Below are 25,537 nucleotides of genomic sequence, written 5' to 3' on the forward strand. Positions count from 1 at the left end.
GTCACTTGGCGGAAGAGTTGCCCTCGGGGGGCATCCCGTTGGTGGGCGCTTCGCGGCGCACGCGCGTGAGCTTGCGGGGGGCGGGAGCCGCGGCCACGGCGGGAGCGGCGCCTTCGGCCTTGTCGTCAGCGAAGTCGACCACCGTGCTGCGCGCATAGAGATCGACCGAGGCGTCGGCCGCGCTCGACTTGGTGGACGCCGACACGGCGCGCACGCGGTCGCTGGCGCGCAGCTTGTCGTCCACGTTGGCGAACTTGGAGTACTTGGCGAGCAGCGGCACCAGCTGGCCGTACACGCGCGGGGCGCCGGCCAGGCATTCGCGCTGGTCGATGAACTCGGGCTCGCCCGTGAAGTTGCCGATCAGGCCGCCGGCCTCGGTGACCAGCAGCGAACCCGCTGCCACGTCCCAGGGGTTCAGGCCGGTCTCGAAGAAGGCGTCGGTGAAGCCGGCCGCAACGTAGGCCAGGTCGAGCGCGGCGGCGCCGGGGCGGCGCAGGCCGGCGGCGCGGGGCATCATGTCCGCCATGATGGCCAGGTACTGCTTGAAGTTGTCGCCGGTGCGGAAGGGGAAGCCGGTGGAGATCAGGCACTCGTTGAGCCGGGTGCGCTTCGAGACGCGGATGCGGCGCTCGTTCATGTAGGCGCCGCGGCCCTTGGTGGCGGTGAAGAGGTCGTTGCGGGTGGGGTCGTAGACCACGGCCTGCTCGATCTTGCCGCGCACCGACAGCGCGATGGACACGCAGTAGACCGGGAAGCCGTGGATGAAGTTGGTGGTGCCGTCGAGCGGATCGATGATCCAGACGTAGTCGGAGTCCTTGGCGCCGTACTGGCTGCCGGATTCTTCCGCCAGGATGCCGTGCCCCGGGTACGCGCCGAGCAGCGTCTCGATGATCGCTTGCTCGCTGGCGTGATCGACTTCGGTGACGAAGTCGTTGACCTGCTTCTGGGAAATGCGCACGGCCTCGACGTCGAGGGCGGCACGATTGATGATTGCGCCAGCGGCGCGTGCGGCCTTGACGGCCACGTTGAGCATGGGATGCAGGTTGGGGGACGACATTGGATTGTGGGAAGAACGGAGGGGAGAGCCCCGGAGACGGCCCGGCGATGCGGGCGGCGAGAATCGGGGGATTTTACCGGCTCCGCCCGTTAGTGTCTCCAAACCCGTCATGCGCACCCGTTTCATCCTGATCCAGACCAGTCACGCCGGCAATGTGGGCGCCGCCGCCCGCGCCATGAAGACCATGGGCTTTTCCGACCTGGTGCTGGTGGCTCCGCGCTGGGCCAACGTGCTGCGGCGCGAGGAAACCATCCAGCGCGCGAGCGGGGCGCTGGACGTTCTGGCCAACGCCCGCATCGTCGAGACGCTCGACGAGGCCCTCGACGGCGTGACCCACATGTGCGCCACCGCCATGATCCCGCGCGACTTCGGTCCGCCCACCCGCACGCCCCGGGAACACCTGGAGCCGCTCGCGAAAGACGGGGAAAAGGGCGACCAGCACGTGGCCTTCCTGTTCGGCTCCGAGCGTTTCGGCATGCGGAACGAGGACGTCTACCGCTGCAACGTGGCCCTGAGCATCCCCACCGACCCGAAATTCGGCTCGCTCAACCTGGGCGCGGCCATCCAGGTGATCGCCTACGAATGGCGGCTGGCGCTGGGCGGCTACGAGGTGCGCGAGGCCATCCAGCCCGTGCAGGCTGCCGACGCGCAGGCCGTGACCGGGATGCTCGACCACTGGGAGCGCTCGCTGGTGGAAATCGGCTTCCTCGACCCCGAGGCCCCCAAGAAGCTCATGCCCAGGCTGCGGCAGCTCTTCAACCGCGCCCAGCCCACGCCCGAGGAAATCCACATCCTGCGCGGCATCGCCAAGGCCATGAGCGACGCCACGCGCCCGCCCCGCGGCGGCGCGGGCTCCTGACGAAGCGACTAAAACCCCATCGCCCGTACGCGAAGACCCCGGGCCTTAGACTGCGCGGCCCCTATCGATATAACGACAACAGACAGAAGGCATAAGGCAGCGATGTTCTCCAGACTGCGCGCCGACATCCGGTGCATCCTCGAACGCGACCCGGCCGCCCGAAGCGCCTGGGAAGTGATCACGGTCTATCCCGGCTTCCATGCCGTGGTGCTGCATCGCTGGGCGCACGCCTGTTGGACCCATGGCTTCAAGTGGCCCGCGCGCTTCATCGCGCACTGGGCCCGCTGGCTGACCGGCATCGAGATCCACCCCGCGGCCAAGATCGGCGAGCGCGTGTTCTTCGACCACGCCATGGGCGTCGTCGTGGGCGAGACGGCCGAGATCGGCGACGGCTGCACCATCTACCAGGGCGTGACCCTGGGCGGCACCTCGCTCTACAAGGGCACCAAGCGGCATCCGACGCTGGGGCGCAACGTGGTGGTGGGCGCGGGCGCCAAAGTGCTCGGCGGCTTCGTGGTGGGCGACGGCGCCAAGGTCGGCTCGAACGCGGTGGTCACCAAGCCGGTGCCCGCGGGCGCCACGGCGGTGGGCAACCCGGCGCGCATCATCGAGGCCGAAGCGGCAGCGCGGCGCGAGGAAACCGCCTCGCGCATGGGCTTCTCGGCCTACGGCGTCACGCAGAACGACGACCCGCTGAGCCAGGCGCTGCGCGGTCTGATCGACAACGCCTCGGGCCAGGAGCACCAGATCGCGCTGCTGTGGCAGGCCATCGAGAAGCTGTCGGCCCAGCCGGGCAGCAAGGACTGCGTGCCGGGCGACGCGGCGCGCGACGAGAACTTCGAGGCCGACAAGCTCACGCAGCTGATCGGCAAGTAAACGGGGCGACGGGCGCTTGCCGCAAGGCCGCGCCCGTCATGGCCCGTCATAGGCCGTCGTTCAGCGGGCCGTTTCCAGCTGCGTCACGGTCGGCTTGCCCTTCACGATCTCCACATGGAACCGGACCTTGTCGCCGGGCTTGAGCGCGTCGAGCATCTTCCTGTCGGCCACGTCGAAGCCCATGGTCATGGCCGGCATGGCGAGGTTGGGGATGTCGCCGTGCTTGAGCACGACCAGGCCCTTGGTTGTGTCGATCTTCTGGACGACCGCGTCGGTCATCATGGCGCCCGCCTGTTGGGCCGGCTGCCCTTGCGCGGGCATCTTCATGGACGACATTTCGTCCTTCGACATCTGAGCGTGCGCGACGGCAGCCGAGGCTGCAAACAGTGCGAATGCGAGGGAGTGCGAGACTTTCATTGGGTAGCTCCTTGGTTCGGGGTGAGAGTGGGGGGAACAGCAGACAAGGCAGGACGCGCCGCATGGCCGCGGCGGCGCAGCAGGTACCAGGCGGCGGGAACGACGAGCATGCTCAGCAGCGGCGCGGTGACCATGCCGCCCACCATCGGCGCGGCGATGCGCGTCATCACCTCCGAGCCGGTGCCGCTGCCCCACAGGATGGGCAGCAGCCCGGCCATCACGACCGCCACGGTCATGGCCTTGGGCCGTACGCGCAGCACGGCGCCTTCGCGAATGGCGGCGAGCAGCGTCTCGTCGTTCGCCGGCTCGCCGGCTTCGAGGCGCCGCGCCAGCGCGTTCTTCAGGTAGACCAGCATCACCACGCCGAACTCGGCCGCCACGCCGGCCAGCGCGATGAAGCCGACCACCGTGGCCACCGAGATCGAATGGCCCAGCGCCCAGATAAGCCAGAAGCCGCCGACGAGCGAGAACGGCACGGCCGCCATCACGAGGGCCGCGTCGGCGAACGACCTGAAGAGCAGGTACAGCAGCACGAAGATCACCGCCAGCGTGACCGGCACCACCAGCTTCAGCCGCTCGGTCGCGCGTTCCAGGTACTCGAACTGGCCCGACCACGACACCGCATAGCCCGCGGGCATCTTCACGGCCTTGTCGACCGCCGCCTGCATGTCGTTGACGGCAGAGCGCAGGTCGCGGCCGCGCACGTCGACGTAGACCCAGCCCGACAGCCGGGCGTTTTCGCTGCGCAGCATGGGCGGGCCGTCCTCGACGGTGATGCGCGCGACGTCGCCCAGCAGAAGCTGCGCGCCCTTGTCGGTCACGAAGGGCAGCTGCCGCAGCCGCTCCAGCGAATCGCGGATCTCACGCGGGTAGCGCAGGTTGATCGGGTAACGCTCGCGGCCTTGGATGATCTCGCCGACGTTGTCGCCGCCAATGGCCGTCGACACCACGGCCTGCACGTCCGCCACCGAAAGCCCGTAGCGCGCGGCGGCGAGCCGGTCGACATCGACGTCGATATAGCGCCCGCCCGTGAGCCGCTCCGCCAGCGCGGAGGAAACGCCGGGCACGCCCTTGAGCGCCGCCTCGATCTGCGTGGTCAGCGAATCGATGGTCGCCAGGTCCGCGCCCGCCACCTTGATGCCGACGGGGCTCTTGATGCCCGTGGCCAGCATGTCGATGCGGTTGCGGATGGGCGGCACCCATACGTTGGTCAGGCCCGGCACCTTGACGGCGCGGTCCAGCTCCTCGACCAGCCTGTCCGGCGTCATGCCCGCGCGCCATTGCGACCTGGGCTTGAACTGGATGGTGGTCTCGAACATCTCCAGCGGCGCGGGGTCGGTCGCGGTGTCGGCGCGGCCGGCCTTGCCGAACACGCGGGCGACCTCGGGCACCGTCTTGATGAGGCGGTCGGTCTGCTGCAGGAGTTCTGAGGACTTCGACGCCGACAGCCCCGGCAGCGCCGAGGGCATGTAGAGCAGGTCGCCTTCGTCCAGCGGCGGCATGAACTCGCCGCCGAGCCGGCTCAGCGGCACGGCGGTGAGCGCAAGCAGCAGCGCGGCGATGGCGAGCGTTCCCTTGGGAAAGCGAAGCACCAGCTCCAGCGCCGGCCGGTAAGCCGCCATCAGGAAGCGGTTCACCGGATTGGCCTCCTCGTGCGGGATGCGTCCGCGTATCAGGTAACCCATGAGCACCGGGATCAGCGTCACGGACAGGCCGGCCGCCGCCGCCATCGCGTAGGTCTTGGTGAAGGCCAGCGGCGAGAACAGCCGTCCCTCCTGCGCCTCGAGCGAGAACACGGGCACGAACGAGAGCGTGATCACCAGCAGCGAGAAGAAGAGCGCGGGCCCCACCTCCACGGAGGCATCGGCGACGAGCCGCCATCGCTCCGCTGTCGTAGGCTGCCGGCCTTGTGCGGTCTCGAAGGCCTCGAGGTGCTTGTGCACGTTCTCGACCATCACGATGGCGCCGTCCACCATCGCGCCGATGGCGATCGCGATGCCGCCCAGCGACATGATGTTGGCGTTGACGCCCTGCCAGTGCATGACGATGAAGGCTGCCAGGACGCCGACCGGCAGCGCCACCACCGCCACCAGCGCCGAGCGCAGGTGGAACAGGAAGACCGCGCAGACCAGCGCCACCACGACGAACTCCTCGACCAGCTTGCCGCGCAGGTTCTCCACGGCGCGGTCGATCAGCAGCGACCGGTCGTAGGTCGGCACGATCTCCACGCCCGGCGGCAGGCCGGGCTTGAGCTTCTCGAGCTTCGCCTTGACGGCCTCGATGGTCGATCGGGCGTTCTTGCCCGAGCGCATGACGATCACGCCGCCGGCCACTTCGCCTTCGCCGTCCAGCTCGGCAATGCCTCGGCGCATCTCGGGGCCGACCTGCACCGTTGCCACGTCGCGCAGCAGCACCGGCGTGGCGCCCGTCGCCGAAAGCGGAATGGCCCGGAAGTCGTCCAGCGAACGCAGGTAGCCGCGAGAGCGCACCATGTACTCGGCCTCGGCGAACTCGACGACCGAGCCGCCCGAGGCCTGGTTGGCCTTCTGCAATGCCTCCACCACCGTCTGCTGTGTGATGCCGAGCGCGCGCATGCGGTCGGGGTCGAGCACCACCTGGTACTGGCGCACCATGCCGCCGATGCTGGCGACCTCGGCCACGTCGGGCACGGTCTTGAGCTCGAACCTGAGGAACCAGTCGTTCAGCGCGCGCAACTGGCCGATGTCGCGCGTGCCGGTGCGGTCGACCAGCGCGTACTCGTAGACCCATCCCACGCCGGTGGCATCGGGGCCCAGCGACGCGTTCGCGCCCGGGGGAAGCCTGCTCTGCACCTGGTTGAGGTACTCGACCACGCGCGAGCGCGCCCAGTAGGGATCGGTCTTGTCGTCGAACAGCACGTAGACGAAGGAATCGCCGAAGAACGAGTAGCCGCGCACCGTCTTCGCGCCCGGCACGCTGAGCATGGTGGTGGTCAGCGGGTAGGTGACGAGGTCCTCGACCACCTGCGGCGCCTTGCCGGGGAAGGGCGTGCGGATGATGACCTGCGTGTCCGACAGGTCGGGCAGTGCATCGAGCGGCGTGCGGGCGACGGACCACCAGCCCGCGGCCACGAGGAACAGGGTCGCGATCAGCACCAGGAAGCGATTGCCGACCGACCAGCGGATGAGGGCGGCGATCATTGCTTGGCGCCCTGTTGCACGCGCTGGACGGAGACCAGCTCGTAACCCGTGGGGCCGCCTTCCATGAACTCGAAGCGGACCTGGTCACCGGGCCTGATTCCGGCGAAGGCATCCGGCGACGCCTTCGCGAAGCCCATCGTCATGGCCGGCCACTTCAGCGTGGCGACGGGGCCGTGCGAGATCGTGATGCCGTCGGGCGCCACGCTCTCGACCTTGCCTTCCGCCTTGTGCAGCGTCGCGGCCGGCGGGGCTGCGGGCGCAGGCGTGGAGGGAGGTGCGGAGGCCGCCATGTTGCCGAGCACGGAGCGCAGCCGGGCTTCCGAGTCGATCAGGAACTGGCCGCTGGCGACCACCTGCTCGCCTTCATTCAGGCCCGCGAGGACTTCGGTGTCGTCGCCCAAGTCCGCGCCAGGCGACACATCGCGCGGCTCGAAGGCGCCATCGGCCTTGCGCACGATGACGACGGCGCGCCTGCCGGTGCGGATGACTGCTTCCGCGGGCACGACCAGCCGCGTGCTTGCAGGGCCGCCCACCTGCAGGCGCAGCAGCATGCCGGGCGTGAGCCCGCCGCTCCTGTTGTCGACCTCGAAGCGGGCCTTCAGCGTGCGCGTCGAGCCGCTGATCTCGGGAAGCAGCTCGTCGAGCGTCCCGTCGAAGGAGCGGGTCGCGTCCGCCTGGAGCACCGCCTTGACCTTCTGGCCGCGCGCGAGACGCGCCGCCTGCGCTTCCGGAATCTCGGCCACGGCCCAGACCTTCTCCAGGCCCGCGATGCGGAACAGCGTCATACCTGGCGTGACGGCGGCACCTTCGCGCACGCCAAGCTCGGCCACGACGCCGTCGGACGGTGCGGAGAGCACATAGCGCGCCTGCGCCGTGCCGCTTTGCTCGCTGCGGCGGACGAGCTCGTCGGGAATGGACATGGCCCGCATGCGCTCGCGCGCTGCGGCCACGAGTTCCGGCGCCACGCCTGATCGCCTGAGCGCCAGAAGCTCGTTCTGCGGCCCCAGCCACTCCGGCGCGAAGACGGTCGCCAGCGCTTGGCCCTTGCGCACACGCTCCATGGGCGCGCGCACCGAAAGGCGCTCGACGTAGCCGGCGACGCGCGTCTGCACCGCGATGTTGAGTCGCTCGTCGAATTGCACGCTGCCCACCGCATCGAAGGACGCGGAGGTCTCAGCCCTTCGCACGGCGGCAAGGCGGATGCCGAGGTTCTGCTGTACTCCCGGGCTCACCTGCACGCCGCCTTCGCTGGCCGTACCGGTCGAGCTGTCCGCGTACACAGGCACCAGCTGCATGTCCATGAAAGGCGACTTGCCGGGCTTGTCGAAGCGTTGGCCGGGCACCATGGGGTCGTGCCAGTAGAGAACCTTGCGGCCGTCGGCCGCCGACGTGGCGGGCGGCGTGTCCACGGGCTGCGCCGTCTTGCGGCCCAGGTAGAAGGCGCCCGTAGCGAGCAGCAGGGCGGCCAGCAGCGACGCGCCGATCATGCGGATTCTGTTCATTGCGCCACCTCGGCAGTGAGCGGCCGGAAGGCCAGTTGGACTTGGGTTTTCGCAAGATCGCGCTGCAGCGTCAGCAGCTTGCGTTGCGCCTCGACTTCGGCGTGGCGCGCCTCGAACAGTGAGACGAGGCTGCCCTGGCCGGATCGGTACGAAGCCGTCGCGACCGCGGTTCGCTGGCCGGCGGGAACGACGACGCTGGCGCGGTATCGCTCGATGCGTTGTTCCAGGCGTTGCGCGTCGCTGCGCAGCGACCGGTATTCGGCCGTCGCCGCCCGGGTCGCTTCGGCCAGGTCGGCCTCGGCCTTCGCTGCCAGCGCCAGCTTGGCGGCGGTGTTCCGGTCCTGGCGTTCGCCGGGGGCGACGGGCAGGGGGATGCTCACGCCCACCGACACCATGTCGGCATAGCCGGTGCGCTGGCCGTAGGCGATCTCCCAGGTCCAGTTGGGCTTGCGGTCGGTCGCGGTGACGTCGGCGGCCCGCCTTGCCACTTCGAGGTCGCGCTGCATCGCCGCGACCGTGGGGTGCGCGGCCACGTAGCTTTCCTCGGAAGGCAGTGCGATGGCGCCGGGAGGCTGCAGCCCATCGGGCGGCACGCCGGTCCAGCGCTCGAAGGCCACGGCGGCGGTGCCCTGCTGCTGCAGGACGTCGGCCGTCTCGTCTTCGGAGGCGCCTCTTGCGCCGGTCAGCGCCAGCGCTTCCTGGCTGCTGGCCGTGGCGGAGGACAGGCGTGCGCGCGATGCTTCGAGCTCTTCGTGCGCATGGTGCTCCATGAGCCTGGCGAGCTTCAGGCTCTCGCCGGCGTAGAAGGCGTCGACATAGGCGAGCGCGGCCTGCCGGCGGGTGTCGGCTGCAGCGGCCTGCACCAGCAGCGTCTCGCGGCCGACCGATGCGTCGGCGGCCGCCTGCCGCGCGGCGCGCTTCTCGGCGGACAGCCATTCCTGGCTGATGCCGATGCGCTTCATCGTCATCGAGTCGCTGGTCGTGCGAAAGCGATCGGGGCCGGTCGCAGGCAGGTTGTCGATGCCGATGCGCAGCGTGGGGTCGGGAAGCTGCGCGGCGGAATGCGCCGCTTCGGTGGCGCTGGATGCGCCGGCACGGGCGGCACGCGTGGTTTCGGAGCGCCGGACTGCAAGCCGGAGCGCTTCCTCGAGGGACAGGGGGGCCGCCGTGGCGAGGTACGGCAGCAGCGCGGCGGCCAGCACGGCCGCGCGCGGGAAAAGAATGGACATGAAAACTCCGCGGACGAACGAGGTGATCGCTGGCAGGCGGACAAGCCGCGCCAGCACCGGTCAGTCGACGGAGATTTCAGACTCGCAGTCTGAGCGTGGAGAGAAAAACGGGATCGGGCGGTGGATGCTGCCGCTCGGGCACGGCCTGCCGCGGAAGGGCATGGCCTTCCGACGCCAGCACCAGCGGCATGACCACGACCTGCACGATGGCCGGCAGCGAAGGCGTGGCCAGCTTCACGGGCTCGAAGGAGAGCGACATGTCGGCCGCGTGCTGGAAGCACAGCACCGGCTGGGCCATGTCCATGCCTTCGCAGGGAGCGCCCGTCGCCATCATCTCGGCCATGGAATCCGTGTCTGGCGTGCCCGGGCAGACATAGCTCGCCAGTGCCAACTGCGAGAACAGCAGCGACATGACCACGAGAAGCGCGGTCAGGCAGCGATGGATGGAATGCCGGCGGGCCATGTTCGGAAGGATGAGGGAGCGCAGTGTAGCGTTGCGTGCGCCGGTCCGGCTTTCGACCTTCTTCAGGCCGAGCGTTTCGCTCCGGTACCGTGCAGCGAACCATGCACGTGCCCCGCGTGCTGCCCGAAGGTCTCGGGCGCGAGCGCCGCGGTGTCCAGCTCCTGCAGGATGCCGCAGGCGCTCGCCGATTCGGGGCCGCAGCATTGCTGGCGCAGCGCCTTCAATTGCTTTTCCAGCGTCTTCAGCTCGGCGATGCGCGCGGCCACGTGGCCGATGTGGTCGTCCAGCAGCTGGTTGACCTCGCCGCAGTCTTCCTGCGGTGCGTCGCGGAATTTCAGCAGGCTGCGGATCTCGTCGAGCGTCATGTCCAGCGAGCGGCAGCGGCGGATGAAGCCCAGGCGCTGGGCGTGGTCTTCGTCGTAGATGCGGTAGTTGCCGTCGGTGCGCGCGGGCTCGGGCAGCAGTTGCTCGCGCTCGTAGTACCGGATGGTTTCGACCGGCGTGTTCGCGACCTTGGCCAGTTCACCGATTTTCATGATGCGGCAAATGAAAGGGTGGAGATGGGTGGTTGACTCTACACCTGCTTCAGGGTTTCCAATCGATTCCATGACGAATCAGAACGCCCTGAACCCGCCCGTGCCGCGCGCGCATGCGCACCCTCATCCGCATCAGCACTCGCATGCACACGAGGAGGGCCACGGCCATGACCATGCGCACGAGCACGCGAAGCCGCAGGCGGCCGATGCATGCTGCGGCTGCAGCGGCAGCAGCCACTCGGCGATTCCCATGGCGCCCGACGCGAGCGACGTGCCCACCGGCGCCTTGCTCTTTCGCATTCCCACCATGGACTGCGCGGTGGAGGAATCGGAAATCCGCCGCGCGCTGGAGCCGATCGCGGGCGTCAAGGCCCTGCGCTTCCGGCTCGGCGAGCGCACCATGGCCATCACCACCGACGACGGCGTGCTGCCCGAGGCGCTGGCCGCCATCCGCAAGGCTGGCTTCAAGCCCGAGCCGCTGAATGCTTCAGGAGCGCAGGCCGCAGCCGCGGCGCCCGCGAAGATCGCGGGCATGAGCGCAGGGCTCGCGCGGCTGGTCGCGGCGCTGGTGCTGGCCATCGCGGCCGAGTCGGTTTCCTTCATGGGGCTGGAGGGCAAGGGCTTCATGGTGCTCGAGATGGGGCTGGCGCTGGGCGCCATCGGCCTCGCGGGCCTCGACACCTACAAGAAGGGCTTCGCGGCGCTGGTGCGCGGGCGCCTGAACATCAACGCCCTGATGGCGGTGGCCGTCACCGGCGCCTTCATCATCGGCCAGTGGCCCGAGGCCGCGATGGTGATGGCGCTCTACGCCATTGCCGAACTCATCGAGGCTCGCGCCGTGGACCGCGCGCGCAACGCCATCCAGAGCCTGCTGGCGCTCGCGCCCGAGCAGGCCGAGGTGAAGCAGGCCGACGGTAGCTGGAAGACCGTGATGGCCAGCGAGGTTGCGCTGGACGCCATCGCGCGCATCCGCCCCGGCGAGCGCGTACCGCTGGACGGCGTCGTCACCGAAGGCACCAGCGCCATCGACCAGGCGCCGGTCACCGGCGAGAGCATTCCGGTCGACAAGACCATCGGCGACCAGGTGTTCGCAGGCACCATCAACCAGACTGCCGCGCTTGAATTCCGCGTGACGGCCGTGGCTGCCAACACCACGCTCGCGCGCATCATCCACGCGGTCGAGGAAGCGCAGGGCTCGCGCGCGCCCACGCAGCGCTTCGTCGACAGGTTCGCCGCCATCTACACGCCCACCGTCTTCGTGCTGGCGCTCGCCATCGCGGTGCTCACGCCGTTCTTCATGGACTGGACCTGGCTGCAGGCCATCTACAAGGCGCTGGTGCTGCTGGTCATCGCCTGCCCGTGCGCGCTGGTGATCTCCACGCCGGTCACGGTGGTGAGCGCGCTGGCCTCGGCCGCGCGGCGCGGCATTCTGATCAAGGGCGGCACCTACCTCGAGGAGGCGCGCAAGCTCAAGGCGGTGGCCCTCGACAAGACCGGCACCATCACCGAAGGCAAGCCGAAGCTGGTGGAGTCGTCGCTGGTCGGCGACTCCTCTTCGGGCGACGAAGCCGCGGTGTTCGCCATTGCCGCCAGCATCGCCGGCCGCTCCGATCACCCGGTGTCGAAGGCCATCGCCGAGGGACTGAAGAGCGAGCAGGGCGAAGTCGCCGACTTCACCGCGCTGCCCGGCCGCGGCGTGCAGGCCGCGCACGCGGGGCAGGTCTACGTGCTGGGCAACCACCGGCTGATCGAGGAGCGCGGCCTTTGCACGCCGTCGCTCGAAGCCGAGCTCAAGCGGCATGAGGAAGCCGGCCGCACCGTCACGCTGCTGGCGTCCGACAAGGCCGTGCTCGCGCTCTTCGCCGTGGCCGACACCATCAAGGAATCGTCGCAGGCGGCGGTGGCAGAGCTGCGTGCGCTCGGCGTGGTGCCGGTGATGCTCACCGGCGACAACACCGCCACCGCGAAGACCATCGGCGCCCACGCCGGCATCGAGGATGTGCGCGGCAACCTGCTGCCCGAGGAGAAGCTCGACGCCGTCAAGGCCATGCAGCAGCGCTACGGCGCCGCGGCGATGACCGGCGACGGCATCAACGACGCCCCCGCGCTAGCGCAGGCCGACATCGGCTTCGCGATGGGCGGCGCCGGCACCGACACCGCGATGGAAGCGGCCGACGTGGTCATCATGAACGACGACCTGCGCCGCATCCCCGAGACCATCCGCCTCTCGCGCCGCGCGCACTCGGTGCTGTGGCAGAACATCACGCTGGCCCTGGGCATCAAGGCCGTGTTCTTCGTGCTCGCCGTGTTCGGCAGCGCGACGATGTGGATGGCGGTGTTCGCGGACATGGGGGCGAGCCTGCTGGTGGTGGCGAACGGGCTGCGGTTGATGCGTACCGCCAAGGACTGAAGGTGAATGCGGGGCGCGAGGAGGGGGCGGCCGATGAGAGCACGGAGTGGTTCGAGCGGGCGCGGCAGCTATTCACCGAGGCCTATCGCGCGAACCCTCATGCGAAGTGGGCGGACGAGCACGCCGGGCACTGCGCCCTTGCCCTGCAGGAAGTCGCGGCGGGGCACGGCGCGGACCTGTGCGCGCAGTGGAAGCGGGTGACGTACGAGGCGCTCAAGCTGGAGAAGCACTTCGGCCCTCTGAAGGCGTGAAATCCGCTTGCGAATCCCTCGACGAGCAGTACGACCGCCTCGGTGCCCCTGCCGCTGAACCAGTGGACCAGCCACTGGCCGGCCGACACGGCTTCGAACTAACATAGGCCGGATTTCCCCTCCAACTCCAGCCCTTCGATGTCCGTCACTTCGCTCCTGCTGCAGCTCATCGTCATCCTGGTCACCGCCCGCTTCTGCGGATGGGTTCTCCGCCATGTCGGCCAGCCTGGCGTGGTCGGCGAGATGGCGGCGGGCCTGATGCTCGGGCCGGTCGTGATGGGGGCGCTCTTTCCCTCGCTGCATGCGCAGCTGTTCTCCAAGGAATCGCTGCAGGGGCTCTCGTCGCTTTCCACGCTGGGGTTGGTGCTGTTCATGTTCGTGGTCGGACTGGAGCTGCGGGCCTCGCAGGGCGTGCGCGAGCAGCTTCGCTCGGCGGGCTACGTGGGCGTGCTGAGCGTGGTCGTGCCGATGGCGCTGGGGGTTGCGATCGCGCCGGCGCTGCATCCCGCGCTGGCGCCGGCCGGCGTCGGCTTCTGGCCCTTCGCGCTGTTCATTGCGGCGGCGCTGTCGATCACGGCCTTCCCGGTGATGGCGCGCATCCTGAAGGACCGCGGCATGACGCGAACGCCCTTCGGCCAGCTTTCGCTGGGCGCGGCGGCCGTGGTCGACGTGTTCGCCTGGATCCTGCTGGCCTTCGTGGTCGCGATGGTCGGCGCGGGCGAGGGCTACCAGGGGCTGCTGAAGATCACGCTCGGCATGGCGGTGGTGCTGGCGGCGCTGTTCCTCGGGCTCAAGCCGGCCTTCGCATGGCTGCTGCGCGTCAAGGCGCCCGAGGGCGAGCCTTCGACCACGGTGATGGCGGCGCTGATGATCGGCCTGCTCGCGACTTCGCTCGCCACCGAGTGGCTGCATCTGCACGCGGTGTTCGGCGCCTTCCTCTTCGGCGCCTGCCTGCCGCGCGACGACCGCCTGCTGAAGTCGCTCACCGAGCGCATCGAGCCGATTTCCATCGTGGTGCTGATGCCGCTCTTCTTCGCGCTCGCCGGGCTGGGCACCACGCCCAACGCGTTCTCGGGTGCCAGCCTGGGGGCGATGCTGCTGATCGTGGGCGTGGCCACCGTGGGCAAGATCGCCGGCGGCGCGGCCGGCGCGCGCATGGCGGGCTACGGCTGGCGCGACAGCCTGGCCACCGGCTCGCTCATGAATGCGCGCGGGCTGATGGAACTCATCGTGATGAAGATCGGCCTCGACGCGGGGCTGATCGGCCCCGAGCTGTTCACCATGCTGCTGGTGATGGCCCTCGCGACCACCGCGATGACGGGGCCGCTCATCAACCTGTTCATCGGCCGCAAGGCCGCGGTCGCGGCCGATGCCGCGCACGCCAAGCCCTGATGCCGGTCACTACTGACGCGCGACGGTGAACCCGATGCGCGTCTCGCCGCTCCGGCTGGCCGCGAACACCCGCCCGCCGTGCATGCGGGCGATGGCTTCCACGATCGACAGGCCCAGCCCGTGGTGGCGGGTCGAGCCGTCGCGGGCCTGCGCGGCGCGGTAGAAGCGCTCGAACAGGCGGGGCAGGGCGGTGGGGTCGATGGGCTCGCCCTTGTTGACGACAGCCACGGCGAACTCGCCTGCGTTCTCCTCGCCGATCTCGATGCGTATCGTCGAGGCCGGCGCTGCGAAGCGGATCGCATTGCCCAGCAGGTTGAAGAGCGCGCGGCGGACCAGCGCCGCGTCCACGTCGGCCATGGCATCGCCGCGCACCTCGGCGCGCAGGCCGGCTTCTTCCAGCATGGCGTCGTAGAAGTCGATCACGTCGGTGGCCTGCGCGGCCAGGCTCGTCGCGGCCCGGGTGCGCATCGGCGCGCCGCGCTCGGCCTGCGAGAGAAACAGCATGTCGGTGACGATGCCCGAGAGCCGCCCGACCTCCTCGAGGTTGGACGCGAGCACGGTCTGCAGCTCCTCGTTGCTGCGCGGGCGCGTGAGCGCGAGTTCGGTGGAGCCGATCAGGTTGGCCAGCGGCGTGCGCAGCTCGTGCGCCACGTCGGCATTGAAGGATTCGAGCTGCACGTAGGCGCGCTGCACCCGCAGCAGCAGCGCGTTGAACTGGGTGATCCAGGGGCGCAGTTCCTCCGCGAAGTCCGCGGCGTCGATGGGCTGGTTGGCCTTGTCGGGCGCCATGGCGGCGGTGCGCTCGGTCAGCGTCTTGAGCGGCTTCAGGCCCCGGCGCACCAGCCACATGCCCGTGAGCGAGACCAGTGCGGTGCCCAGCACCACGGCGCCCAGCAGGGTCCATGCGAGGCGGTGCAGCAGTTGCGCCTCCTGCGCGGTGTTCACGCCGATGCGTACTGCCAGCTGGGTGGTGGCGCCGGCCTGCGTCCAGGGCACCTCCACGTCGCGCAGCATCCACTTGCCGCCCGCCGCGGGCCTCGATTCGAAGAGCAGCCTGCCGCCGGCGGAGATCGACAGCGTCACGTCGTCCTGCATCGAGAAGAAGTCGTCGAGCTTGTGGCGCAGGAAGACGAGGTCGCCGCCTTTCTCGGCCTCCAGCAGCAGGTGCTGCACCAGCACCGCCTTGTTGGCGAGCTCTTCCTCCTGCTTCTGGCCGAAGTTCCAGGCCGTCACGAGGTAGATGGCGAAGCAGATCACGCTCAGCCCGAACAGGGTCTGGGCTGCGAACCAGAGCGACAGGCGGCTCTGCAGGGATTGCGGCCGGGCGGTCAAGTCAGGACCAGGAGCGGTCTTCCAGCACGTAGCCCATGCCGCGCACCGTGTGCAGCAGCTTCACCTCGAACGGATCGTCCAGCTTGCTGCGCAGGCGCCGGATGGCCACTTCGACCACGTTGGTGTCGCTGTCGAAGTTCATGTCCCACACCTGCTCGGCGAGCGTGGTGCGCGAAAGAATCTGGCCGCGCCGGCGCAGCAGCACCAGCAGCAGCGTGAATTCCTTGGCCGTGAGGTCCAGCCGCGCGCGGTTGCGCATGCACTTGCGGCTGACCAGGTCGACCTCCAGGTCGGCCAGCCGCAGCACGGTGGATTCCTGCGGTTTGCCCCGGCGCAGCAGGGCCTGCACGCGCGCCAGCAGCTCCGAGAAGGAGAAGGGCTTGACCAGGTAGTCGTCGGCGCCCTGTTGCAGCCCCTGCACGCGGTCCTCGACCTTGTCGCGGGCCGTGAGAACCAGCACAGGCACGTTCTTGGTGCGCCGGATGGCCTGCAGCACGGCGAAGCCGTCGATGCCGGGCAGCATCACGTCGAGCAGGATCAGCGCGTAGTCACCCTCAGTGGCGAGGTACTTTCCCTCGATGCCGTCGCGGGCTATGTCCACGACGTAACCGTTCTCCTCCAGCCCCTTCTTGAGGTAGTCGCCCAGCTTGGGCTCGTCTTCTATCACCAGGATGCGCATGGACGAATAGTAGCGAAGCACTTTAGATACGTGGGTTACGTTTCGGTAATCCTATTGACGGACAAAGCCGCACCCCGGCGTCATACATTGCGCCGGGGCCTGCATCCCGCAGGGCCTGCGCCTTGCAGGGCCATTGCCGGAATGCCCGCTGCAGGCCATCGATATACTTTTTGCCTCCATGCGCCGCTGGTTCCTCATCTTCATGCTCGCCCTGCTGCCGTTCCAGTTCAGCTGGGCGTCGGCATCGGCGTACTGCCAGCATGAGCGCGACACCCGGCCCGACCACTGGGGCCACCACGAAAGCGAAAGCCGCGGCACCGACCGCAGCCACAGCGGCGAGGGTGCGCAGAAGAACTCCAGCACCCAGCCCAACGCGGTGGTCGGCGATTGCGCGGTCTGTCATTTCGGCCACGCCCAGCACGCAGACGCGCTGGACGAGCCGGTGGAATCCGTGGCGCGCGTGGCCCAGCCGCTGCGCGCGACGCCCGACGAGCGTTTCGCCTCGCATGTCTCCGACGTTCCGGTCCGCCCCGACTGGTCTCTCGCCTCCTGATTCGGCGAGAGAACACGACCCCCTTCTGATACCAACCATCAGCTAGCCGAGCTCTCGCCGAATTCGTCCGTCCGTTGTTTCGCAACCCAGGAGAATTCGATGCGCACGCTCTTCGTGCCGCTGGCCGTGCTGGCCATGGCGGCGCCCCCGGCTTTTTCGCAGGTCGCCCAGGCCTCGGCGGGAGCCTTCTATTCACAACCCGCGCAGCCCGGCGCGGCCATTGCACCCCGCGTGCAGGAGCCCGCGGGCCCGCTGACTCTTCGCAGCGCCGTCGCCATGGCGCTGCAGGCCAACCCCGGCCTGTCTTCCGCATTGCGCGAGCAGGAGGCCACCGAGGCCGCCATCGTCCAGGCCGGCGCCTGGCCCAACCCCACGCTCGGTGCGCAGCTCGAAGACCTGCGCCGCGACAACCGTACAACCACGCTGCAGCTGAGCCAGCCCATCGAACTGGGCGGCAAGCGCTCGGCCCGCGTCACGGCGGCCGAGCGGGCGCGCGACCAGGCCGCGTCGGCGCTGGCCGGGCGCCGCGCCGAGATCCGCGCGGCCACCGTCACGGCCTTCTTCGACGTGCTGACCGCGCAGGAGCGCCTGCGGCTCGCGCAGGATTCGGTCGGGCTCGCGCAGACCGCCACCCGCGCCGCAGCCAACCGCGTGGCGGCGGGCAAGGTCTCGCCGCTGGAGGAAACCAAGGCCCGCGTGGCCGAGGCCGGTATCCGCGTCGAGCTGATGCAGGCCGAGGGCACGCTGCGCTCGGCGCGCCAGCAGCTCGCCGCGCTGTGGGGCAACCCGAATCCCCGCTTCACGCAGGTGGATGGCGCGGTCGACCAGTTGCCCGCCACGGCCTCCGGGCAGGACATCGCCGGCAGGCTCGCCGATGCACCGGTGATACGGCAGGCACGGCTCGAGGTCGAGCGGCGCAAGGCGCTGACCGACCTGGAGCGCGCCAAGCGCATTCCCGACGTGACCGTCTCGCTCGGCGCCAAGCGCGTGCCGGCTTCCGAGGGCGAGACCGGCAGCAGCCGGCGCAACCAGGTGGTGCTGGGCCTGTCAGTTCCGCTGCCGATCTTCGACACCAACCGGGGCAACGTCGCCGAGGCCCTGAGCCGTGAGGAAAAGGCGCGCGACGACCTCGCCGTCGCCGAGCTGCAACTGGGCACCGACGTGGCCCAGGCCACCGAGCGCCTGCGCTCGGCGCACGCCACGGCCGAGACGCTGCAGCGCGACGCGCTGCCGGGCGCCGAGAGCGCCTACAAGGCCGCGACCAAGGGCTTCGAGCTGGGCAAGTTCAGCTTCCTCGAGGCGCTGGATGCGCAGCGCACGCTGTTCCAGGTGCGCGCGCAGTACCTGCTCGCGCTGGCCGACGCGCATCGCGCGACGGGCGACCTCGACCGGCTGCTGGGCAACGAGGGCGACGCAATCCCTTCCGCGACGGCGACGACAACAACAACGACGCCCTCTGCACGCTGACAGGCAAACAAGGAATTCCACAGATCATGAACACAGAAGAACGCAAGACTTTCGCCGAGCGCGTCGGCAAGAAGCAGCTGGTCGCGATTGCGGCCGTGCTCGCGCTGGGCGTGGGCGCCGGGGCGCTGATCCTGCGCAGCGCACCCGCCAAGCCCGAGGCGGCCGGCCATTCGGAAGCTGCCGGCCATGGCGACGGCGAGCATCACGAGGAGGGAGGCCACAAGGAAGAGGGCAACAAGGCCTCCAAGGCCGGCGACGACCACGACCACAGCCATAGCGAGGCCAAGGGCCACGGCGACAAGGAGCACCACGCCGAGGAAGGCAAGGGCGAGGCCAAGGCCGCCTCCGGCGAAGCCAAGGGCGAGGAGAAGTCCGCCGCGCACAAGGAGGACGAGGAAAAGATCGCCTTCACCGACGAGCAGGTCAAGGCCGCCGACATCTCCATCGAAAGCGCCGGGCCCGCGCGCATCAAGCTGTCGCTGCAGCTGCCCGGCGAGATCAAGTTCAACGAGGACCGCACGGCCCACGTGGTGCCGCGCGTGGCGGGCGTGGTCGACAGCGTCTCGGCCAATCTCGGCCAGGAGGTCAAGCGCGGGCAGGTGCTCGCGGTGCTGTCGAGCCCGGGGCTTTCGGAGCAGCGCAGCGAGCTGCAGTCGGCGCAGCGCCGGCTGGAGCTGGCCCGAACCACCTACGAGCGCGAGAAGAAGCTGTGGGAGGAAAAGATCTCGCCGCAGCAGGACTACCTGCAGGCCGAGCAGGCCATGCAGGAGGCGCGCATCGCCGTGGCCAACGCCAACCAGAAGCTGCTGGCGCTGGGGGCGGCGCCCGGTTCGTCGGCGCTGGGCCGCTACGAGCTGCGCGCGCCCTTCGACGGCATGGTGGTCGAAAAGCACATCTCGCTCGGCGAATCGGTGGGCGAGGCGGTCAACGTCTTCACCATCTCCGACCTGTCGACGGTGTGGGCCGAGATCAGCGTGGCGGCCAACAACCTGAACCTGGTGCGCATCGGCGAGCCGGTGAAGATCCGCTCGACCGCCTTCGACCAGACCGCGACCGGCAAGGTGTCGTACGTCGGCTCGCTGATCGGCGCGCAGACGCGCACCGCCACGGCGCGCGTCACGCTGACCAACCCCGAGCGCATCTGGCGCCCGGGCCTGTTCGTGAACGTCGAGCTGGTGGCCTCCGAGACGGAGGCGCCGGTGACGGTCGCGGCCGACGCGGTGCAGACCGTGGAAGACAAGCCCACCGTGTTCCTGCGCGTGCCCGGCGGCTTTTTGCCGCAGCACGTGCAGACCGGGCGCAGCGACGGCAAGCGCATCGAGATCGTCGGCGGGCTCAAGCCCGGCGCGGCCTACGCCGCCAGCGGCAGCTTCGTCGTGAAGTCGCAGCAGGGCAAGAGCTCGGCCACGCACACCCACTGAGGAAGCCCGCATGTTCGAACGAATCATCCGCTTCTCCATCGAGCAGCGCTGGCTGGTCCTGCTCGCCGTGTTCGGCATGGCCGCACTGGGCATCTTCAGCTACCAGAAGCTGCCCATCGACGCCGTGCCCGACATCACCAACGTGCAGGTGCAGATCAACACCGCCGCGCCCGGCTACTCCCCGCTGGAGACCGAGCAGCGCGTGACCTATCCGATCGAGACCGTCATGGCCGGCCTGCCGGGCCTGCAGCAGACGCGCTCGCTCTCGCGCTACGGCCTCTCGCAGGTCACTGTGATCTTCAAGGACGGCACCGACATCTACTTCGCGCGGCAGCTCGTCAACGAGCGCATACAGTCCGCGCGGGAGAGCATGCCGCGCGGCATCTCGCCGGTGATAGGGCCGATTTCCACCGGGCTGGGCGAGATCTACCTCTGGACCGTCGAGGCGGAAGAGGGCGCGAAGAAGGCCGACGGCAAGCCCTATTCGCCCACCGACCTGCGCGAGATACAGGACTGGATCATCAAGCCGCAACTGCGCAACGTGCCGGGCGTGACCGAGATCAACTCCATCGGCGGCTTCGCCAAGGAGTTCCAGATCGCGCCCGACCCGGCCAAGCTGCTGGCCCACGGCCTCACGATGAGCGACATCGTGCTCGCGCTGGAGCGCAACAACGCCAACGTGGGCGCGGGCTACATCGAGAAGCGCGGCGAGCAGTACCTCATCCGCGCGCCGGGGCAGGTGAAGTCGGCCGAAGACATCGGCAACGTGATCCTCGGCAACGCCAACGGCATTCCGCTGCGCGTGCAGGACGTGGCGGAGGTCGGCATCGGCCGCGAGTTGCGCACGGGCGCCGCCACCGACAACGGGCGCGAGGTGGTGCTGGGCACCGTGTTCATGCTGATCGGCGAGAACAGCCGCACCGTGTCTCAGGCCGTCGACAGGAAGATGCAGGAGATCAACCGCACGCTGCCCGCCGGCGTGAAGGCGGTGACTGTGTACGACCGCACGGTGCTGGTCGACAAGGCCATCGCGACGGTGAAGAAGAACCTGTTCGAGGGCGCGGTGCTGGTCATCGCGATCCTGTTCCTGTTCCTGGGCAACATCCGCGCGGCGATCATCACCGCGCTGGTGATTCCGCTGTCGATGCTCTTCACCTTCACCGGCATGGTGAACCAGAAGGTCAGCGCCAACCTCATGAGCCTGGGCGCACTGGACTTCGGCATCATCATCGACGGGGCGGTGGTGATCGTGGAGAACTGCGTGAGGCGCCTTGCCCACGCGCAGGCCCACAAGGGGCGGCCGCTCACACGCAGCGAGCGCTTCCACGAAGTGTTCGCGGCCTCGCAGGAGGCTCGGCGCGCGCTGCTCTTCGGCCAGCTGATCATCATGATCGTGTACCTGCCGATCTTTGCGCTCACGGGCGTCGAGGGCAAGCTGTTCCACCCGATGGCCTTCACCGTGGTGATCGCGCTGCTGGGCGCGATGATCCTGTCGATCACCTTCATTCCGGCTGCAGTCGCGCTCTTCATCGGCAACAAGGTCAGCGAGAAGGAAAACCGCCTGATGGTTTGGGCCAAGCGCGCCTACGAGCCGCTGCTGGCGCGCGTGATGGCTGCCAAGCCGCTGGTCATCACCTTCGCGGCCGTGGCCGTGGTGCTGTCGGGCCTGCTGGCTACCCGCCTGGGCACGGAGTTCGTGCCGAGCCTCAGCGAAGGCGACTTCGCCATCCAGGCACTGCGCATTCCGGGCACCAGCCTCACGCAGTCGGTGGAGATGCAGAAGCAGCTCGAAAGCACGCTGAAGGCGAAGTTCCCCGAGATCGAGCGCGTGTTCGCGCGCACCGGCACGGCGGAGATTGCGTCGGACCCGATGCCGCCGAACATCTCGGACGGCTACATCATGCTCAAGTCCGAGAGCGAATGGCCCAAGCCGAAGCGTTCGCGCGCGGAGGTGCTCGCGGCGGTTCAGGAAGAAGTCGAGAAGCTGCCGGGCAACAACTACGAGTTCTCCCAGCCGATCCAGCTTCGCTTCAACGAGCTGATCTCGGGCGTGCGCAGCGACGTGGCGGTGAAGATCTTCGGCGACGACATGGACGTGCTGAACAAGACCGCCGCCGAAGTGGCCGGCGTGCTCAACGGCATCGCCGGCGCGGCCGAGGTGAAGGTCGAGCAGACCACCGGCCTGCCCATGCTCACGGTGAACATCGACCGCAGCAAGACCGCGCGCTACGGCCTCAACGTGGGCGACGTGCAGGACGCGATCTCCGCCGCCGTCGGCGGGCGCGAGGCGGGCACGCTGTTCGACGGCGACCGGCGCTTCGACATCATCGTGCGGCTGCCCGAGGACCTGCGCACCGACCTCGAAGCCATCAAGCGCCTGCCCGTGGCCCTGCCCAAGGGCGCGGGCGCCGAAGGCCTTCGCACCAGTTTCATTCCGCTGGGCGAGGTGGCCACGCTGGACATCGCGCCCGGCCCCAACCAGGTGAGCCGCGAGGACGGCAAGCGCCGCATTGTGGTCAGCGCCAACGTGCGCGGCCGCGACCTGGGCTCCTTCGTGGCAGAGGCCGAGGAAGCCATGCGCAACGTGAAGATCCCCACCGGCTACTGGACCGTGTGGGGCGGGCAGTACGAGAACCTCGCCTCGGCCACGCAGCGGCTGCAGATCGTGGTGCCGGTGTCGCTGCTGCTGGTGTTCACGCTGCTGTTCGCGATGTTCGGCAACATCAAGGACGGGCTGCTGGTGTTCACCGGCATTCCGTTCGCGCTCACGGGCGGCATCGTGGCTCTGTGGATGCGCGGCATTCCGCTGTCGATCTCGGCGGCGGTGGGCTTCATCGCGCTGTCGGGCGTGGCGGTGCTCAACGGGCTGGTGATGATCTCCTTCATCCGCAACCTGCGCGAGGGCGGCCTGCCGCTGGACGCAGCGATTCGCGAAGGTGCGCTCACGCGCCTGCGCCCGGTGCTGATGACCGCGCTGGTCGCCTCGCTGGGCTTCGTGCCGATGGCCATCGCCACCGGCACCGGCGCCGAGGTGCAGCGGCCGCTGGCCACGGTGGTGATCGGCGGTATCCTGTCGTCGACCGCGCTGACGCTGCTGGTGCTTCCGCTGCTCTACCGCATCGCGCACCGGCGCGACGAAGAAGAGGCAGAAGAGGCGCAGGTGGAAGGGCGGGAGCAGGCCCACGGCGCGCCGCTCGATCCTTCAGGTTCTTCACTGCGAGGTTCCCATGGCACATGAGCATTCGCACGCCACCGGCGGCAACGAGAAGGCGCTGCGCTGGGCGCTGCTGCTGACTTCGGTCTATCTCGTCGCCGAGGTGGTGGGCGGGCTGGTGTCGGGCAGCCTCGCGCTGCTGTCCGATGCCGCGCACATGTTCACCGACACCGTGGCGCTGGCGATCTCGCTGACCGCCATCTGGATCGGCAAGCGGCCAGCCGACAGGCGGCGCACCTTCGGCTACTACCGCTTCGAGATCCTGGCGGCGGTGCTCAACGCGGTGCTGCTCTTCTTCGTGGCGATCTACGTGCTGTACGAGGCCTACCGGCGCATCTCGGCGCCGGCCGAGATCCAGTCGACCATGATGCTGCTGGTGGCCGCCGGCGGGCTGGTGGTCAACCTCATCGGCATGCGGCTGCTGGCGTCGGGCAAGGACGAGAGCCTCAACGTGAAGGGGGCGTACCTGGAGGTATGGGCCGACATGCTGGGCTCCATCGGCGTGATCGTCGGTGCCATCGTCATCCGCTACACGGGCTGGGGCTGGGTCGACTCGGTGATCGCCGTGGCCATCGGGCTGTGGGTGCTGCCGCGCACCTGGCGCCTTTTGCGCGAGAGCCTGAACGTGCTGCTCGAAGGCGTGCCCGACGAGGTGGATCTGCCCGCTGTCGAAAGTGCGCTCCTGGGCAGCGAAGGCGTAGCGAGCCTGCACGACCTGCATGTGTGGGCGCTGTCCAGCGGCAAGGTGAGCCTGAGCGTGCACGTGGTGTGCACGCCGGAGACCGGCGACATGGCGCCGCTGACGCAGCAACTGCGCGCGATGCTGGCCGAGCGCTTCGACATCCACCACTCGACCGTGCAGGTCGAGCGGGTGCCCTGCGAGCAGGCGGCCGATACGCACGGTTTCGGGGCGGCGAAGGTCTAGGAAAGGTTCCGAGGCCGATTTTTTGGAAGAAAGAGCGATCCGGCTGTCACAGGCGCGTGCGGCCGGACGTCTTGCAGGCGAGGGTCGCCATCGGGGCGCTCCTTTCGCACTCTTTCTCGACCAAGGAATCACCATGAAAATCGTCATCATCGGAGGCTCCGGCCTCATCGGCTCCAGGCTCGCCGCACGGCTGCGCCAGGCCGGCCACGACGTCAACGCCGCATCGCCCTCCACGGGCGTCAACACCCTCACCGGCGAGGGCCTGAAGGAGGCGCTCGCGGGCGCCCGGGTCGTCGTCGACGTGGCGAATTCGCCCTCGTTCGAGGACGAGGCGGTGCGCAACTTCTTCGAGACCTCGGGACGCAATCTGCTCGCGGCCGAGGTGGAGGCCGGCGTGGCGCATCACGTCGCGCTGTCGGTGGTCGGCACCGAGCGCCTGCTCGACAGCGGCTACTTCCGCGCCAAGCAGCTCCAGGAAGACCTGATCGAGGCTTCGCCCGTGCCCTACACCATCGTGCAGGCCACGCAGTTCTTCGAGTTCGTGGGTGGCATCGCGGCGTCCAGCGTGCAGGACGGCGTTGTGCGGCTTTCGGACGCGCTCATCCAGCCGATGGCGGCCGACGACGTCGCTGCGGCGCTCGCCGAAGTCGTGACCGAGCTCCCGGCACGCGGCCGGATCGAGATCGCCGGGCCGCAGGCCGTTCCGCTCGATGCGCTGGTGCGACGCTTCTTCGAGGCGACGGGCGACACGCGCAGGGTCGTGACCGATCCTGGGGCGCGCTATTTCGGCGTACGCCTCGACGACCGCTCGCTGACGCCCGGCGCCAGTCCGCGCCTGGGGGCGATCCGCTTCGACGAATGGCTGGCGCAGCGCGCGGCGGCCTGAGCGCGGAGGACAGACAGCCATGACCCGTCTCATCAAGACCATCTGCATCCCGCTCGGCATCGCCCTCGGCGCATTCGCCGCGATGCCCGCCTCGGCGGCCCCCGAAGCCGCCGTGACCGTGCTCAGCACGAAGGACCTGGCGGACATGCCCGGCAAGGAGGCTATCGTGCTCGCCGTGGACTTTCCGCCTGGCTCGGTCGACCCCGTCCACCGCCACGACGCCCACGCATTCGTCTACGTGATCGAGGGTTCCATCGTGATGGGCGTGAAGGGTGGCCAGGAGGTTACGCTGACGCCCGGCCAGACCTTCTACGAGGGCCCGGGCGACATCCATACCGTGGGACGCAACGCGAGCGCTACGAAGCCGGCGAAGTTCATCGTGACCATGGTGAAGAACAAGGGCGTGCCGTTCTTCATTCCGGTGAAGTAGCGCCGGGGCTGCCATTTCAGCTTGCCGGGCCGGGGTGTTGGACAATCGCGCCCGGACTACCTTCCCATGCACGCAGATCGATGAGCAGCAGCCGCTACGACAACAAGTCTTTCACCCCAGCAAAGACCGAGGCGCGCGCGTCGCAGCGCCGCAGGGTCCACGGCGGCTCGTCGGCGCAGCCGCCCATGGCCTTCGATGTCGGCTACGCAGCGGCGCCTCCCGCCGCGCCCGTGCGGACCTGGCGGTCGACCGTGGTGGGCATCGCGATCGGTTTCGGCATCGTGCTCGCCTTCGCCATGAAGTGGCTCATGGCCTACCAGATCGACAGCGCGCAGGAGCGCCACGAGCAGCAGAAGGCAATGCGCGCGGCCGCCGCGCGCTGCTACGAACTCGCCTCGAACGCGGCGATCAACGCCTGCCTGAAGGACGTGGAAGCCAGGGGGCGCGAGGCCCAGTAAC

22 protein-coding genes are annotated in these 25,537 nt (G+C 69.0%); 13 read left to right on the forward strand and 9 right to left on the reverse strand.

Annotated features, from left to right (window positions below):
- Position 1 precedes the first annotated feature (1 nt).
- Complete coding sequence (locus SFB74_RS11715; RefSeq protein WP_432730987.1) at positions 2-1,057, reverse strand: inositol monophosphatase family protein; 1,056 nt, start codon at positions 1,055-1,057, stop codon at positions 2-4.
- Between the two features lie 109 nt (positions 1,058-1,166).
- Here SFB74_RS11715 and SFB74_RS11720 point away from each other — a divergent pair, with 109 nt between their 5' ends.
- The gene (locus tag SFB74_RS11720) at positions 1,167-1,916 is read left to right on the forward strand and encodes an RNA methyltransferase (protein ID WP_093204651.1); all 750 of its coding nucleotides are present in this window, start codon (positions 1,167-1,169) and stop codon (positions 1,914-1,916) included.
- 102 nt (positions 1,917-2,018) lie between these two features.
- The gene (gene cysE, locus SFB74_RS11725; protein ID WP_432730988.1) at positions 2,019-2,792 is read left to right on the forward strand and encodes a serine O-acetyltransferase; all 774 of its coding nucleotides are present in this window, start codon (positions 2,019-2,021) and stop codon (positions 2,790-2,792) included.
- Between the two features lie 60 nt (positions 2,793-2,852).
- Here cysE and SFB74_RS11730 read toward each other — a convergent pair whose 3' ends face one another.
- The 6 genes from SFB74_RS11730 to cadR all read right to left on the reverse strand — a co-directional run bounded on the left by SFB74_RS11730 (position 2,853) and on the right by cadR (position 10,118).
- Positions 2,853-3,209 carry a copper-binding protein gene (locus SFB74_RS11730; RefSeq protein ID WP_432730989.1) on the reverse strand — a complete coding sequence of 119 codons (357 nt, stop codon included), beginning with the start codon at positions 3,207-3,209 and terminating at the stop codon, positions 2,853-2,855.
- Entirely contained in the window at positions 3,206-6,388 is a 3,183-nt protein-coding gene (locus SFB74_RS11735) for an efflux RND transporter permease subunit (RefSeq protein WP_432730990.1), read from the reverse strand. Before SFB74_RS11735 ends, SFB74_RS11730 begins: the two co-directional genes overlap by 4 nt.
- Positions 6,385-7,890, reverse strand: a complete 1,506-nt coding sequence (locus SFB74_RS11740) for an efflux RND transporter periplasmic adaptor subunit (RefSeq protein WP_432730991.1) — start codon at positions 7,888-7,890, stop codon at positions 6,385-6,387. The genes SFB74_RS11735 and SFB74_RS11740 overlap by 4 nt, the downstream gene beginning before the upstream one ends.
- Positions 7,887-9,119 (reverse strand): TolC family protein, encoded by a 1,233-nt coding sequence (locus SFB74_RS11745; RefSeq protein ID WP_432730992.1) that lies wholly within the window; start codon positions 9,117-9,119, stop codon positions 7,887-7,889. Before SFB74_RS11745 ends, SFB74_RS11740 begins: the two co-directional genes overlap by 4 nt.
- A 76-nt stretch (positions 9,120-9,195) precedes the next feature.
- The gene (locus tag SFB74_RS11750; RefSeq protein WP_432730993.1) at positions 9,196-9,582 is read right to left on the reverse strand and encodes a hypothetical protein; all 387 of its coding nucleotides are present in this window, start codon (positions 9,580-9,582) and stop codon (positions 9,196-9,198) included.
- A gap of 62 nt (positions 9,583-9,644) precedes the next feature.
- Positions 9,645-10,118: a Cd(II)/Pb(II)-responsive transcriptional regulator gene (cadR, locus tag SFB74_RS11755; protein WP_432730994.1), complete on the reverse strand. Its 474-nt coding sequence runs from the start codon at positions 10,116-10,118 to the stop codon at positions 9,645-9,647.
- Between the two features lie 70 nt (positions 10,119-10,188).
- Between cadR and SFB74_RS11760 the strand changes: the two genes are divergently transcribed.
- From SFB74_RS11760 to SFB74_RS11770, 3 genes are all read left to right on the forward strand, one after another.
- Positions 10,189-12,528 carry a heavy metal translocating P-type ATPase gene (locus SFB74_RS11760; protein ID WP_432730995.1) on the forward strand — a complete coding sequence of 780 codons (2,340 nt, stop codon included), beginning with the start codon at positions 10,189-10,191 and terminating at the stop codon, positions 12,526-12,528.
- A 2-nt stretch (positions 12,529-12,530) separates the two neighbouring features.
- Complete coding sequence (locus tag SFB74_RS11765) at positions 12,531-12,779, forward strand: hypothetical protein (RefSeq protein ID WP_432730996.1); 249 nt, start codon at positions 12,531-12,533, stop codon at positions 12,777-12,779.
- 138 nt (positions 12,780-12,917) lie between these two features.
- On the forward strand, positions 12,918-14,171 hold the full coding sequence (locus tag SFB74_RS11770) for a cation:proton antiporter (protein WP_432730997.1): 1,254 nt from the start codon (positions 12,918-12,920) through the stop codon (positions 14,169-14,171).
- 9 nt (positions 14,172-14,180) lie between these two features.
- Here SFB74_RS11770 and SFB74_RS11775 read toward each other — a convergent pair whose 3' ends face one another.
- The gene (locus SFB74_RS11775; RefSeq protein WP_432730998.1) at positions 14,181-15,503 is read right to left on the reverse strand and encodes a heavy metal sensor histidine kinase; all 1,323 of its coding nucleotides are present in this window, start codon (positions 15,501-15,503) and stop codon (positions 14,181-14,183) included.
- 1 nt (position 15,504) lies between these two features.
- On the reverse strand, positions 15,505-16,182 hold the full coding sequence (locus tag SFB74_RS11780; RefSeq protein WP_432730999.1) for a heavy metal response regulator transcription factor: 678 nt from the start codon (positions 16,180-16,182) through the stop codon (positions 15,505-15,507).
- A gap of 178 nt (positions 16,183-16,360) precedes the next feature.
- Between SFB74_RS11780 and czcI the strand changes: the two genes are divergently transcribed.
- The 8 genes from czcI (at position 16,361) to SFB74_RS11820 (ending at position 25,536) form a co-directional block, all read left to right on the forward strand.
- The gene (gene czcI / locus SFB74_RS11785; RefSeq protein ID WP_432731000.1) at positions 16,361-16,735 is read left to right on the forward strand and encodes a cation efflux protein, CzcI family; all 375 of its coding nucleotides are present in this window, start codon (positions 16,361-16,363) and stop codon (positions 16,733-16,735) included.
- A 99-nt stretch (positions 16,736-16,834) separates the two neighbouring features.
- Positions 16,835-18,202, forward strand: coding sequence for a TolC family protein (locus tag SFB74_RS11790; protein WP_432731001.1), 1,368 nt, complete (start codon positions 16,835-16,837; stop codon positions 18,200-18,202).
- 26 nt (positions 18,203-18,228) lie between these two features.
- Positions 18,229-19,623, forward strand: a complete 1,395-nt coding sequence (locus SFB74_RS11795; RefSeq protein WP_432731002.1) for an efflux RND transporter periplasmic adaptor subunit — start codon at positions 18,229-18,231, stop codon at positions 19,621-19,623.
- A 10-nt stretch (positions 19,624-19,633) separates the two neighbouring features.
- On the forward strand, positions 19,634-22,861 hold the full coding sequence (locus tag SFB74_RS11800) for a CusA/CzcA family heavy metal efflux RND transporter (protein ID WP_432731003.1): 3,228 nt from the start codon (positions 19,634-19,636) through the stop codon (positions 22,859-22,861).
- Positions 22,851-23,762, forward strand: a complete 912-nt coding sequence (locus SFB74_RS11805) for a cation diffusion facilitator family transporter (protein WP_432731004.1) — start codon at positions 22,851-22,853, stop codon at positions 23,760-23,762. The genes SFB74_RS11800 and SFB74_RS11805 overlap by 11 nt, the downstream gene beginning before the upstream one ends.
- A 133-nt stretch (positions 23,763-23,895) precedes the next feature.
- Entirely contained in the window at positions 23,896-24,648 is a 753-nt protein-coding gene (locus tag SFB74_RS11810; protein WP_093300693.1) for an SDR family oxidoreductase, read from the forward strand.
- A 19-nt stretch (positions 24,649-24,667) separates the two neighbouring features.
- Complete coding sequence (locus SFB74_RS11815; RefSeq protein ID WP_432731005.1) at positions 24,668-25,078, forward strand: cupin domain-containing protein; 411 nt, start codon at positions 24,668-24,670, stop codon at positions 25,076-25,078.
- An 80-nt stretch (positions 25,079-25,158) separates the two neighbouring features.
- Positions 25,159-25,536 carry a hypothetical protein gene (locus SFB74_RS11820; RefSeq protein ID WP_432731006.1) on the forward strand — a complete coding sequence of 126 codons (378 nt, stop codon included), beginning with the start codon at positions 25,159-25,161 and terminating at the stop codon, positions 25,534-25,536.
- Position 25,537 lies beyond the last annotated feature (1 nt).

Source organism: Variovorax xiamenensis (assembly GCF_050916385.1).
Lineage (GTDB): Bacteria > Pseudomonadota > Gammaproteobacteria > Burkholderiales > Burkholderiaceae_C > Variovorax.